Source organism: Pseudoalteromonas sp. P1-26 (assembly GCF_001401795.1).
Lineage (GTDB): Bacteria > Pseudomonadota > Gammaproteobacteria > Enterobacterales > Alteromonadaceae > Pseudoalteromonas.
This window is the reverse complement of sequence record NZ_LKDX01000010.1, coordinates 15,618-28,111: the sequence shown is the minus strand read 5'-3', so window position 1 is coordinate 28,111 and position 12,494 is coordinate 15,618. Positions and strand designations below refer to the sequence as shown.

Genomic DNA, 12,494 nt, shown 5'->3' with positions numbered 1-12,494 from the left:
CTTAACTCGCAAAGCAGGTTTGCTTTTTAGCTATGAACGGCTAAAGTTGCGATTTATATAATTACGTTTTTGATTAAGGGATAAAGATGACGACAATCACAATTGATGAGAGTGCACTGGAAGGGATGGAATCACTTTTAGGTGACCAATTTGCCGACACCTTGACCTTTTGTTGTAGTGAATTTCAGCGTTTAGGCTCTGAAGTACTTGCAAATCTTGGTTCAGATAACGAAGCAGCTGCAAGGCATGCACACAGTTTAAAATCAAATGCAGCTCAATTTGGTGCTGCAAGTTTATCATCGCTTGCGCAAGAAATTGAACTGACCTTGAACCAAGGTGATGTAGCCACTGCACAAGAAAAATCACAAACCCTTGATGAACAAGTTTCAGGTTCTGTAGAAAAATTACAAGTTTGGTTCGCTACTCGCTAAAAACTTGAATTTATTTCAGTTATAACCGCAATAATCCTCTGGCGTGGTGGCCCCTTACTGGGTTAGTCTTAAGGCTAATTAGTAGAGGTAACCATGTCACAAATCAAAAAGAGTCACAAACTAGACGGTGTCTGTTATGACATACGTGGGCCTGTGCTTGCACAAGCTCGAAAAATGGAAGACGAAGGGCAAAAAGTATTAAAGCTAAACATTGGCAACCCAGCTGCCTTTGGCTTTGATATGCCTGAAGATATGCACAAAGATATCATTCGTAACTTATATTCAGCCCAAGGCTACTGTGACTCTAAAGGCCTCTACTCAGCCCGTGTGGCTGTCTATCAACACTATCAGCAACGCGGATTATTTAATCTTGATGTCGATAATATTTATATCGGCAATGGGGTCAGCGAATTAATTCAAATGACCACACAAGCATTACTTGATAATGACGATGAAGTGCTTATTCCTGCACCGGATTATCCGCTATGGACTGCATCGGTTAAATTAGCAGGAGGTAACCCTGTGCATTATCTATGTGATGAAGAACAAGATTGGTTCCCTGATATTGCTGATATTAAATCGAAGATCACCTCAAAGACCAAAGCGTTGGTGCTTATAAACCCGAATAACCCAACAGGGGCGGTGTATAGTGATGATCTGTTGATGGAACTTATCAATATTGCTCGCGAGCACAAGTTATTGTTACTGAGCGATGAAATTTACGAGAAAATCTTGTATGACGGTGTCAGCCACAGCTCGATTGGTGCGCTGTGTGATGATGTGCCAATTATCACCTTTAATGGCCTAGCAAAAACGTACCGCGCTGCGGGATTGCGTATGGGCTGGATGGTGTTAAGCGGTCGTACTAGCATGATGGACGACTTAAGCCGTGGCCTAGATATGCTGGCATCAATGCGCTTATGTGCCAATGTGCCTGCTCAGTATGCTATTCAACAAGCTTTAGGCGGTGTGCAGTCAATCGATAACTTGATAAACCCTGGTGGTCGATTGTATGTGCAGCGTGATATTGCATGGCGTGGCTTAAATGCCATTGATGGTATTAGCTGTAAAAAGCCTAAAGGGGCGCTTTACGCTTTTGCGAAAGTGGATACGGCGCACTTTAACATTAAAGATGATGAGCGCATGATTTTAGATTTACTCAAAGCTGAGAAAATCTTATTAGTGCATGGTCGCGCATTTAATTGGCCTGATCCTGATCATTTCAGATTGGTATTTTTACCAAACAAAGATGATTTAACAGAAGCCATGAGCAAGATGCAGCGATTCTTTGCTGATTATCGACAAAGCTAAATAAAGCGAGCCGAGGCTCGCTTTTTTAATAAGCTTTATCAACACGCACCGTGTTATCGGTGAGGTACACCAAACGTACTTTATCACCTTGGTTGAACAGCATTTGGTTGTCTTTATCTTGCACAACCATAAATTGTTCGCCGCTTTCTACTTTGATCATCAATTCAACGAGCTGATACTGTATAACGCGACTGTTTTGTTGGCGGTTGTGGGCAACAGAGCCACCAATCATTGAGCCTAAAATGGTTGCTACAGTACGGCCACTGCCGCCACCAAACTGGTTACCGATAACGCCGCCAATAAGCGCACCACCAAACGTTTCCCAGCCGTTGGTTTTATCTCGGACCAGTTCTTGTTCAGTAATGGTTCGCACTGACTGTACTGAGCCAAACAACACCTGTTGTACAGGTACTGCTTTGTTACGCTGATAGTCAGCATAACTTGGCGAGCTCAGTAATAAACAGCTTGCTAGGATTGCTACTAGGTATTTCATAACCCCTCCTGACTACCAGCCAAAAGTTGATTTCTCACGTGTTTTACGGATTTCAGTTTCATCAGCCCACTCAACTAGGCCGCTTTTTAAATCCATTAAACGCATAGTGAATTTATAATACACATCAGCCTTGTCAGCATTTGATTTAACAATGCTCGATAAGTTGCCGTATAACATATATTGCGCACCCACTTGCTGGCCAAAAGCAATAGCGGTATTTGGGTTTACAAGTGGGTCAACGTTTTGGAAGTTAAGTTGTTCGCGCACAGCTTCAACGCGGGTCATATCAACAAAGCGGAACTTACCACTGCGTAATAACTGTGTTGAGATTGAATCAGTAATTGATTCAGTATCAATGTGCTCGCTCGTTTTGTTTTTAATACGCTCAACAAACACGATAGGGCGGGTATTTGCTGTCATGGTACCAACCACAGGTGAAGCAAGTAACGAGTCTGTCATTTGGCTTGCTACTTTTTGTAAATCCGTTGAACCAAAGTTGATATCTGTGGTTTCTACGGCTTGCGCATCACCATAGCTAACAACGGCTTTGTTAGCACAACCAGACAGCAACAAAGCGCTTGTTATTGCAACGGCCGCAGCCGACTTAACAGAAAGTAATTTCATTGTAGTATCCTTAATCTTCAAATTCTTGTGCTTCTGTTGACACTTCACGCACTGCAAGCGAGAAGGTGACAGCATTTGCTGTCGGGGCTAGGCCCGGTAATTGGGTCTTAGCAAATCCAAATAATGTAATAGGTTGCCAAGGTGAGTGGTTGCCGCGAATAACAAAACCATCAGCGTCATACCAAGTAAATTGATACTGTAAGTATTGAGACTTTTTATACTGGCTTGCCAGTGTCACAACAACATCCGTTAAGCCATTTGTTTGGCGTGTTTTTACATCTGTAATGGCTAATTTCTTGCCAAGTTCAGGGTTATTAACAATCAGTTGTTGGTTATACTGTTGTGATGCCTGCTCAACACCAATGCCAGAAGTGGTAGGGCGTGAGGAGCAAGCCGCAACAAGTAAAATGGTTAATAGTGGCACTAAGTATTTCATCATTGCTCCTAGAGTTGTACAACATGTGTGTCGTAGTAGTTATTTATAGAGGTTAGAAAAATCAAGGTTAACCCTTGCTTACTAACCGTAAAGTCTATTTCGCCATGCCCTGGCACGGTTAAAGCGTGCTGACCTGCTGGCATCGCGTGCTGCGCAATACTCAGTTGACTAGGTAAAGTCGACCAGCTTCGCGTATCAGCCTGCTCTGATGCAATGTTATAAATATTCGCTAAAATATTACCGACATCGCCGCCGCTTCTTGCCAATTCTGCACGCATCTTTTCTTTCGCAACCAAACGCATAATTTGGCGGGTTATTCTGCCAGCACTTTGATCTTTTAACGTCTTTGCTGCCAACGCTTCAAGCCTAACAATGGGCGTCAGTGGCAAATTTTCACCACCAAGACTCACGGTTTTATCACTGCCCGCATAGGGCGCATCGCGATAAACTGGCATCGCAATACTGTAAAAGCGTGCATCACCACGGGAGGTATAAATGGGTAACCGTAAATGAAACTCTTGCCTTGCTGGTATCAAACCTTGCTCTGCAATTACAATTACTTGGCCCGTGTTTGCTTGAGTCTGCTTTAGCTTGCCAAAGCGCTTGCTAAATTCTTCAAAGTCCTGATCAAACCCTTGTTTTTTGGCAAGGCGTAACACTGTCTGCTGTAAGTAGCTATTTTCGCTATTTATTTCGAGTGCTTTCTTATAATCGATATAGGCATCATCAAACAGTTTATCCGCCTCATAAAGTAGGCCAGACAAATAAAACGTAAAGGCATTTTGAAAGCCATTTTTAACATTGCCAATTAACTCGGCCATATCAGGGTAGCCTTCGGCTGCCTGTTCTGCTTGTTCATCAAGTACAGCTTGGTTGTCTTTTAGTGCATCTTCTTGCACTTTATTAGCACGCCTAACTTCAACTAATGCAGATTCAAGTTGTTTATCAAAAACATAACTCAGTGCTTTGTAGCTATGCAGCATGGTCATTTCATAAGCTGCTGGCTCATAACCAATCACTGAGTCATTGGTTAATAATGAATTTGTTTGCTCAAGGCCTGCACTTAGTTGTACTTTGGCTGCTTGACGCTTTTTTTCCATATTTTGATAAACAGCTTCAAAGGTCTCATTGGCCTCGGAATTTTGTTTAGCCAAAAACTCAAGACGGGCCGTTTCAAGCTGATTCAATAAATAGTTACTATGGCCTCGGCTGTTACTTGGCAAAAGCTGCTGAGCACTTGCTATGTTATTTTGAGAAACAGCTTGGCGCACAGGTCTTAGCTGCGTCGCATAATCTTGGAATAGATCAGTAATACCTATGGTACTGCAACCAGATAACAGTAAAGCAGCTCCAATAAATAAACGTCGATGCACTGAACACTCCTTTTAAACAATGTACTGAGATTAGCATACGCGGCTTAACCTTCTATGATAAATTATGTAAAAAATCGTAAGTTAATTGTCTAATTTTAGGTCTTATCTTTTTTAAAACCAAAAGGATAACTCATTTGTTGAGCACCATACTGTATACCTTAATTGCACTTTGTGCGTTTGCAGCCAACTCTTTGCTGTGCCGAATGGCATTACAAAGTGGTGATATAGATCCGTTAAGTTTTACTGCCATTCGCTTAGCAAGTGGAGCGTTTATGTTACTAGGCTTACTTTTATGGCAAACAAAGCTAAAGCAAACAAAATCACAATCAGCTAAACCTTTAACCGATAAAGGTAACAATATCAGTGCCCTTAGTTTATTTGTTTACGCGCTGTGCTTTTCAGTTGCCTATGTTGATCTAAACACAGGCACAGGCGCACTTATCTTATTTTCGGCAGTACAATTAACCATGATAGGCCATAGTGTTTTAAATAAAGAGCCACTCAGTAAAGTACAGTGGGGGGCTTTGTTTGTCGCTTTTGCGGGTTTTATTTACTTAATGCTGCCCTCAGCCACAGTGCCTTCTTTCATGCCAGCAATGCTCATGGCGTTAAGTGGCGTGGCATGGGGTGTTTACAGTATTCGCGGAAAATCATGCAGCTCACCGTTGCAAGCAACCAGCTTTAACTTTCTAAGAAGTTTAATACTTGTGCCAATTTTAGTGATTTTAGCTATGGTTGATTGGCAAGGTATTACTGCGAGTGGGGTTTATTTGGCGATAGCTTCAGGAGCGCTTGCATCTGGGCTTGGCTATAGCATTTGGTACATTGCACTACCTAGGCTTAAAAGTAGCCAAGCAGGGGTGGTGCAGCTAACCGTGCCTGTGCTTGCCACATTAGCTGGGGTGATGGTTTTAGATGAGCAATTAACAGCGCGTTTAGTTGTAGCCAGCGCCTTAATTCTTGGCGCTGTACTGGTATTTTTAATGGCTAAAATTAGGGCGTATTAATATTTAACACGTAGCGTTCATACAGGGTGTTAAGTTCAGCTAGTATCGCTTGCTTGCCGCTAAGCTCATTTTGTTCGATACAGTGCTGTAATGTTTCAACTGACAGATACTGCATCATCTTTGCAGATACACCAATATGACTAATATGCCAAGGCTCAGGGGCAACCCCACCTTTGTACTCTTGGTAAGGGCGATAAAAACCATACTTTTCTAGGTTATCGTCAAGCCATGCAGCAAGCTTGGCAAAGGGCCCTGTGGGTGAATACTCATCAGGCGTTAATTGCAGCTCGTAATCATCGTCAATCGGGCGGGTATCGTAAATGTCGAGGTCGGTACCAAAGTGGTGCCTGCTTGCCCCCGGAAGTGCTGAGTAAAGCATAATAGCGTGGCACTTTTCAGTATCACTTAGGCTTTCTAAATCTACCGTTTGTTGCTTTAGGGTGTAAACCGGTCGAAGGCCCTGAAATTTAGCATTCCAAATAGCACTTTGACGATGAAAATCGCGAAAGCTTGAGGCAATTGTCAGATCAATACCTGCTTCTTTTGCTCCTTGCTGCAGAGCTAAAAAATCATCGACAATATCACGATGCAAGCGATGATTTTGTAGCTCAACTAAATGTGAGCTACTTAACCCCGTGGCACATTGTTTAAGCTCGGTTTGGTTCATGTAAGCAGTTGCTCTAAAATGACTTCGTAAATATCAGCTAGTTGAATTAAATCATCCGTGCTAACACATTCATCTACTTTATGAATGGTTTCATTACGTGGACCAAGCTCAATGACTTTGGCACCCGTTTGCGCAATAAAACGGCCATCAGAAGTACCGCCGGTGGTTTCAAGCGCGGTGTCGCGTCCAGTCACCTGCTTAATAGCATGCACGGTGGCATCAACTAACGGACCATGATCGGTTAAAAACGGCAGTCCATTAACAATCCAATTTAGCTCGTAATTCAGGTTGTGTTTCTCAACAATTTCTACGACTCGCTGTTGTAGTTCTTGGTGAGTCACTTCAGTGCTAAAGCGAAAGTTAAATTGAATTTCAAGCTCACCTGGGATCACATTTCCGGCACCGGTGCCGGCGTTAATATTCGAAACCTGAAAACTCGTTGCAGGGAAAAACTCGTTACCTTGATCCCACTCGGTTTGACTCAGCTCAGTTAACGCAGGAGCAGCTAAATGAATTGGGTTTTGCGCTAGATGCGGGTAAGCAACATGGCCTTGCACACCTTTCACGGTTAAAAAGCCAGTTAATGAACCGCGACGACCATTTTTTACCACATCTCCAAGTACATCACGTGAAGATGGTTCGCCAACTAGGCATAAATCAATCTTCTCACCACGTGCTTCAAGAGTATCGATAACACGGGTTGTGCCGTTGATAAACGGGCCTTCTTCATCAGAAGTAATTAAAAACGAAATTGACCCTTTGTGATCTGGGTGCTTAGCCACAAAACGCTCTGTGGCAACTACCATGGCAGCTAAAGAGCCTTTCATATCGGCTGCACCGCGGCCATGTAACATGCCGTCTTTTACCAGTGCAGAAAAAGGCGGGTGCTGCCAATTTTTTGCAGGGCCTGTTGGTACAACATCTGTGTGACCTGCAAAACAAAAATGCGGTGACGCATCTCCCTTACGAGCCCAAGTATTCAAGGTATCAGTGAAAAACAGTGATTCAATATTAAAGCCTAGTTTTTCAAGGCGTTCGTTCATTAACGCTTGGCAACCAGCATCTTCAGGCGTTACTGATTCACGCTGAATAAGCGCTTGAGCAAGTTCAATAACAGGGTGAGTCATTAGGCAAAAATCTCATCGTATTGAGCTGCTTTAAAACCTAAGTGGTATTGGCCGTTATGCACAAGTACCGGGCGCTTGATCATCGCTGGTTGCTCAACCAGTAATGCTAATGCAGATTCTTTATCTAGGTTTTGCTTTTGCTCATCAGATAATTGGCGATAAGTTGTGCCGCGTTTATTAACTAAATCTTGCCAATCAATATGCGCTGCAAATTCGTTAACTAGCTCAGCACTAATGCCGTCTTTACGGTAATCATGGAAAGTAAACTCTTGATTGTTATCAGTTAAATATTTCTTGGCTTTTTTGATTGTATCGCAATTGCTGATACCGTACATGATAGTCATAAATTCTACTTTTTAGTTACAGTGAGTAATGTGTCTACCCCAGCAGTGACCTGAGATAGTGAATAATATAGGGGTCCAAGGTGTTGGCTATTGAGAACGCACAGTGTGCCAAGCATAGGGCTGCTCAGCTCGCGTAAATCAAAATAGGCTAATCGTTCACCTTTGCTAATTTTACTGCCGTTTAATTTAGCAATATTGGTGTGGTTGATATGTTCTTCAACCGATGAAAACGATAAGTTTAATAAAACTTTTAAACCGTTTTTTGCCTGTAAAATGTATTCTTTACCGGCATTTTTAACTTGTAATAGGGTGCCATCGAATGGCGCGATGATGTTGTGGCTAGTTAGTTCAACACTAATCCCTGGGCCAAGGGTGGCAAAACGAAAAAATGGCTCAGGGTGTTCGCTAATGCTTTTTACACGCCCAGTAAATGGGCTTTTAATGGCCATGCAGCGTGCTTTTCTGAGGCTGCGTTCGGGTAAGTATTGAACTTCGTTAGTCATGGCTTATTTAACATCACCTAGCACATGGTAACCGTCTTTTTTCAGGGCTGTAATAGCTTTGGCCATACTTTGCTTTTTCACCAATACATAATCTGTATCGTAGGTTGATAAAGCAAAAATCGAGATCGACGCTTTTGCTAACACGCCAGAAATATTCGCCATAATACCAGTTAACGAAAAACCAAGTGGGCCAATAACTTCAAGTGCTTGCCAGTCGGTTTCTTGATCAAGACTGTCGAGCTGAAAACTACTAGGGCAAACAATAGACAGCTCATCAGCCGTTTTTGCAATAAAGAAAATAGCTTGTTGGAGTAAGGCAGGATCAATCGTCGCATCGACATCTAAACTATGAATGGTAAGTTCTTCACTATGAAGTTGTAACGTTTGTTTTGACATCTGCGATCCTATCTTTGAAGCCTTTGAATTTATAGTATAGGTAAACAAAGTTAAGATAAAGCGCAATAATTTTGATTGCTGAGGTTTTACTCAATATCGCTGTTGAGGTTGTCCACAGAATCTGTGGATAAATATGGGAATAGGTCAGTATAAAGAAGTTAATAGGCTAATTTATAAGGGTTTTATAAATTAGCCTAAATTTTGAAGGGTTAATTTTCTAAGCTTTCAACTTGCTTAGCTTGAATCGCTGTAAGGGCAATGGTGTAAACAATATCGTCTACTAATGCACCACGACTCAAGTCATTTACCGGCTTACGCATACCTTGAAGCATTGGGCCAATACTAATTAAATCGGCACTACGTTGTACGGCTTTATAGGTTGTATTACCCGTATTTAAATCAGGGAATACAAACACTGTTGCTTTACCTGCAACCGGGCTGTCTGGTGCTTTCTTAAGTGCTACGTTTTCCATAATTGCAGCGTCGTACTGAAGCGGGCCATCAATTACTAAATCAGGGCGCTTTTGCTGGGCAAGCTTAGTGGCTTCACGCACTTTTTCTACGTCAGCGCCTGAACCCGAAGTACCCGTACTGTAGCTGATCATTGCAACACGAGGTTCAATACCAAACGCAGCCGCTGAATCCGCTGATTGAATCGCGATATCGGCCAGTTGCTCTGCCGTTGGATCAGGGTTGATAGCACAGTCACCGTATACCAGAACTTGATCAGGTAACAACATAAAGAACACTGATGATACCAACGATGAACCCGGTGCAGTTTTAATTAACTGTAGCGGTGGGCGAATCGTATTCGCTGTAGTGTTAACAGCACCCGACACAAGGCCATCTACTTTGCCTTGCTCAAGCATCATAGTACCAAGCACCACGTTATCCAGTAATTGCTCTTGGGCAACCACTTCTGTTAAGCCTTTGTTTTTACGAATTTCTACCATAGGCGCAACGTAATCGTTGATCACATCACTTGGCTCAACAATGGTTACGTTATCGTTAAGCTCAACACCTTGTTGCTCAGCAATTCGTAAAATCTCTTCTTTGTCACCAAGTAGGATTGTTTTTGCAATGCCACGTTGACCACAAATTGCTGCGGCTTTAATCGTGCGCGGCTCATTACCTTCAGGTAAAACAACCGTTTTCTTCGCTTGACGGGCTTTATCTGTTAGTAAGAAGCGAAACGCTGGCGGAGACATTTTACGAGTTCGGCCAACACTTTGTGCCAGGCTGTCTAACCAGTCAGAGTCAATGTTACTAGCGTTGTGATCTTTTACTTTATCGATACGTTGGTCATCATCGCACGGTACTTCCATATTGAAGTTGTGCAGTAATAAAGACGTGCGCCACGTATCTTCTTGTGTTGCCAGGATTGGTAGGCCGGTATTCATAGCTTGTTCGCACAATTTCATAATGCGATCTTCAGGTTTAAAGCCACCGGTTAATAAAATAGCCCCAAGTTTGGTACCATTCATGGCTGATAAACAAGCGGCAACGAGTACATCAGAGCGATCGCCCGGAGTAACTAGTAATGCACCCGGGGTAAAGTGGCTTAAAATATTCGATACAGTGCGAGCACAGAAAGTAACGCGACGTAAACGACGATGAGCCATGTCGCCTTCGTTAATAACTTCGGCCTTTAGGTATTCACATAAATCACGCACACGTGGCGCTACTAGGTCGAAATCCCACGGGATTGAACCTAATAACTTAAATGGGTGTTTTCTGAAAATAGGCAGTGATGCTAAACGGTTTAATTCGTTTTCAAGTTGCTCAGGCTCATGGGCTTCAACAAGGTCTGCACGGGCGCGACCTTCGTCATCTAAAGGTGCATTAACTTTATTGAAAATACAACCTAGCACGCGAGGGTGGTTAACACCGCCATAGTTGCCTGAGGCAATTTCTAAACGGTCTTCAATTTGGTCGTTGCTATCGTTACTAGGTGTTAAAACAAAAACAATATCAGCACCCAGTGTTTGCGCGATTTCACGGTTTACACGGCCAGCATAAGGCTGACGACGTGTTGGAACCATACCTTCGATAATAGCAATTTCGTCTTCTTTAATGGTGCTTTCAAAGCGCTCTACGATTTCTTCTAGTAAATCGTCGCCTTTACCATCACCAATCATTTGCTCTGCATAGCTAAGCTCAAATGGTGTCGGCGGATTAATTGGCGAGCCATGGGTGACAATTTGCGTCGACTTTTCAGGACCTGTATCGCCAGAGCGTGGCTGTGCAATTGGCTTGAAAAAGTTCACTTTAAGCGCTTTTTGCTCAAGTGCACGCACTAAACCAACAGAAACAGATGTTAAACCAACCCCAGTTGAAATAGGGATCAACATAATTCTACGTGCCATATACTTAACCCTCCTTTGCAATGCGGGCTGCATCGTTAGCAATAACCCATTCTTCGTTAGTCGGGATCACAAACGCTTTAGCATGCGCTTGGCCTTTTGAAATTAAGCCTTCTTTACCAAAACGTGCCGCTAAGTTTGCAGCTTCGTCACACTCAAGGCCTAAAAAGCCTAATTGAGTGATTACTTTGTCACGAATGATGTCTGAGTTTTCACCAATACCACCGGTGAAAATAAGTGCATCAAGGCGTTGTACAGGTACTAAGAATGCGGCGATTTGCTTTGCTAAGCGGTAGCAGAAAATATCGAGTGCAAGGTTCGCCTGCGGGTGACCTTCAACAGCGGCTTCTTCAATAGTGCGACAGTCATTTGATAATTCACTAATACCTAACAAACCACTTTGCTTATTAAGTAAATCATCAATTTCTTGCACTGAATAATTTAGTTGCTGAGTTAAAAACGTGAATAAACCAGGGTCGATACTACCACTGCGGGTACCCATCACTAAGCCTTCAAGCGGTGTAAGGCCCATACTGGTATCAACACTCTTACCATCTTTAATCGCACATACCGAACAACCATTACCTAAATGTGCACTGATCACATTGGTTTGCTCGCGCTCTTTGCCGAGCATTTTTGCCGCTTCACCTGCAACATAATAATGGCTCGTGCCATGGAACCCATAACGTCTTACGCCGTGCTCTTTATAAAGCGAGTAAGGTAGGGCGTATAAGTAAGCAATATTTGGCATGCTTTGGTGAAATGCCGTATCAAATACAGCAATTTGTGGCAGCGCTGAGAACGCTTGCTGTGCAGTGCGAATGCCCAGTAAGTTGGCTGGGTTATGAAGTGGAGCAAGTGCGGCTGTTTTTTCGATAGCTGCAAGTACATCATCGTCAATAAGCACAGATTCGGTGAAATGCTCACCACCGTGGACAACACGATGACCCACAGCAATTAAATTATCTGCAAGGCCTAGCTCATTAACTAGCTTCACAAGCTCAGCAATTGCTGCATCGTGGGCTTGGCCCTTTGCAAGCTCAATAAGTTGTTTTTCACCATTATATTTATATTTGATTGAAGGCGTGTCTGAGCCAAGGCGCTCAGCTAAACCAGAAATAACTTCGTCAGAAGTGGCGGCATTTAAAATGGCAAATTTTAAACTTGAACTACCACAGTTCAGTACTAAAACATGTTGTGGTGAGCAAAGGGGCGTCGACATAGCTAGGTCCTAAAAGTACGATATCAGTCAGTGTATATTAAGGCTTGATAATTAGAATTCTTTGCCAGTATAGTAAATAAGTATTTTGTTGCTACACTTAACAAAGCTAGGCTGTAATTATACTAAAGTCTGGTTGACTTAAGCCGATAACATTTTATCTCATTTAGACTTTAAACGTTAGTCTCCTAACCATTAAT

At 42.8% G+C, this 12,494-nt stretch carries 14 protein-coding genes; 3 read left to right on the top strand and 11 right to left on the bottom strand.

Translation table 11 applies throughout. From position 1 onward, the window contains the following. The first annotated feature begins 86 nt into the window (after positions 1-86). On the top strand, positions 87-431 hold the full coding sequence (locus tag AN394_RS07325) for an Hpt domain-containing protein (RefSeq protein WP_055021128.1): 345 nt from the start codon (positions 87-89) through the stop codon (positions 429-431). Between the two features lie 93 nt (positions 432-524). Beyond that, positions 525-1,742, top strand: a complete 1,218-nt coding sequence (locus tag AN394_RS07320; RefSeq protein WP_054552951.1) for a pyridoxal phosphate-dependent aminotransferase — start codon at positions 525-527, stop codon at positions 1,740-1,742. A 25-nt stretch (positions 1,743-1,767) separates the two neighbouring features. On the opposite strand, the gene AN394_RS07315 is transcribed toward AN394_RS07320, so the two are convergent. The 4 genes from AN394_RS07315 to AN394_RS07300 are packed head-to-tail and all read right to left on the bottom strand — an operon-like array spanning position 1,768 to position 4,668. After that, positions 1,768-2,235, bottom strand: a complete 468-nt coding sequence (locus tag AN394_RS07315) for a glycine zipper 2TM domain-containing protein (protein ID WP_055021127.1) — start codon at positions 2,233-2,235, stop codon at positions 1,768-1,770. A gap of 12 nt (positions 2,236-2,247) precedes the next feature. Further along, positions 2,248-2,859 carry a penicillin-binding protein activator LpoB gene (gene lpoB / locus AN394_RS07310; protein WP_055021126.1) on the bottom strand — a complete coding sequence of 204 codons (612 nt, stop codon included), beginning with the start codon at positions 2,857-2,859 and terminating at the stop codon, positions 2,248-2,250. A gap of 10 nt (positions 2,860-2,869) precedes the next feature. Beyond that, positions 2,870-3,295: a YcfL family protein gene (locus AN394_RS07305; RefSeq protein WP_054552954.1), complete on the bottom strand. Its 426-nt coding sequence runs from the start codon at positions 3,293-3,295 to the stop codon at positions 2,870-2,872. A gap of 8 nt (positions 3,296-3,303) precedes the next feature. Then, positions 3,304-4,668, bottom strand: coding sequence for a COG3014 family protein (locus tag AN394_RS07300; RefSeq protein ID WP_055021125.1), 1,365 nt, complete (start codon positions 4,666-4,668; stop codon positions 3,304-3,306). Between the two features lie 137 nt (positions 4,669-4,805). On the opposite strand from AN394_RS07300, the gene AN394_RS07295 reads away from it, so the two are divergent. Continuing rightward, on the top strand, positions 4,806-5,675 hold the full coding sequence (locus AN394_RS07295; protein ID WP_055021160.1) for a DMT family transporter: 870 nt from the start codon (positions 4,806-4,808) through the stop codon (positions 5,673-5,675). Here the strand turns inward: AN394_RS07295 and AN394_RS07290 are convergent. The 7 genes from AN394_RS07290 to AN394_RS07260 form a co-directional block, all read right to left on the bottom strand. Next, positions 5,662-6,342, bottom strand: coding sequence for a M15 family metallopeptidase (locus AN394_RS07290; protein WP_055021124.1), 681 nt, complete (start codon positions 6,340-6,342; stop codon positions 5,662-5,664). The two genes, AN394_RS07295 and AN394_RS07290, sit on opposite strands and share 14 nt — an antisense overlap. Next, the gene (gene dapE / locus AN394_RS07285) at positions 6,339-7,469 is read right to left on the bottom strand and encodes a succinyl-diaminopimelate desuccinylase (RefSeq protein WP_055021123.1); all 1,131 of its coding nucleotides are present in this window, start codon (positions 7,467-7,469) and stop codon (positions 6,339-6,341) included. The genes AN394_RS07290 and dapE overlap by 4 nt, the downstream gene beginning before the upstream one ends. Beyond that, positions 7,469-7,813 (bottom strand): ArsC family reductase, encoded by a 345-nt coding sequence (locus AN394_RS07280; RefSeq protein ID WP_054561266.1) that lies wholly within the window; start codon positions 7,811-7,813, stop codon positions 7,469-7,471. The genes dapE and AN394_RS07280 overlap by 1 nt, the downstream gene beginning before the upstream one ends. Positions 7,814-7,818: 5 nt before the next feature. Next, a complete protein-coding gene (locus AN394_RS07275) occupies positions 7,819-8,316 on the bottom strand; it encodes a PTS glucose transporter subunit IIA (RefSeq protein WP_054561267.1) in 498 nt (165 codons plus the stop codon). A 3-nt stretch (positions 8,317-8,319) separates the two neighbouring features. Continuing rightward, on the bottom strand, positions 8,320-8,712 hold the full coding sequence (locus tag AN394_RS07270; RefSeq protein ID WP_054552960.1) for an ACT domain-containing protein: 393 nt from the start codon (positions 8,710-8,712) through the stop codon (positions 8,320-8,322). A gap of 209 nt (positions 8,713-8,921) precedes the next feature. Beyond that, on the bottom strand, positions 8,922-11,078 hold the full coding sequence (pta, locus tag AN394_RS07265; protein WP_054561268.1) for a phosphate acetyltransferase: 2,157 nt from the start codon (positions 11,076-11,078) through the stop codon (positions 8,922-8,924). 4 nt (positions 11,079-11,082) lie between these two features. Continuing rightward, complete coding sequence (locus AN394_RS07260; RefSeq protein WP_055021122.1) at positions 11,083-12,297, bottom strand: acetate kinase; 1,215 nt, start codon at positions 12,295-12,297, stop codon at positions 11,083-11,085. Positions 12,298-12,494: the final 197 nt, after the last annotated feature.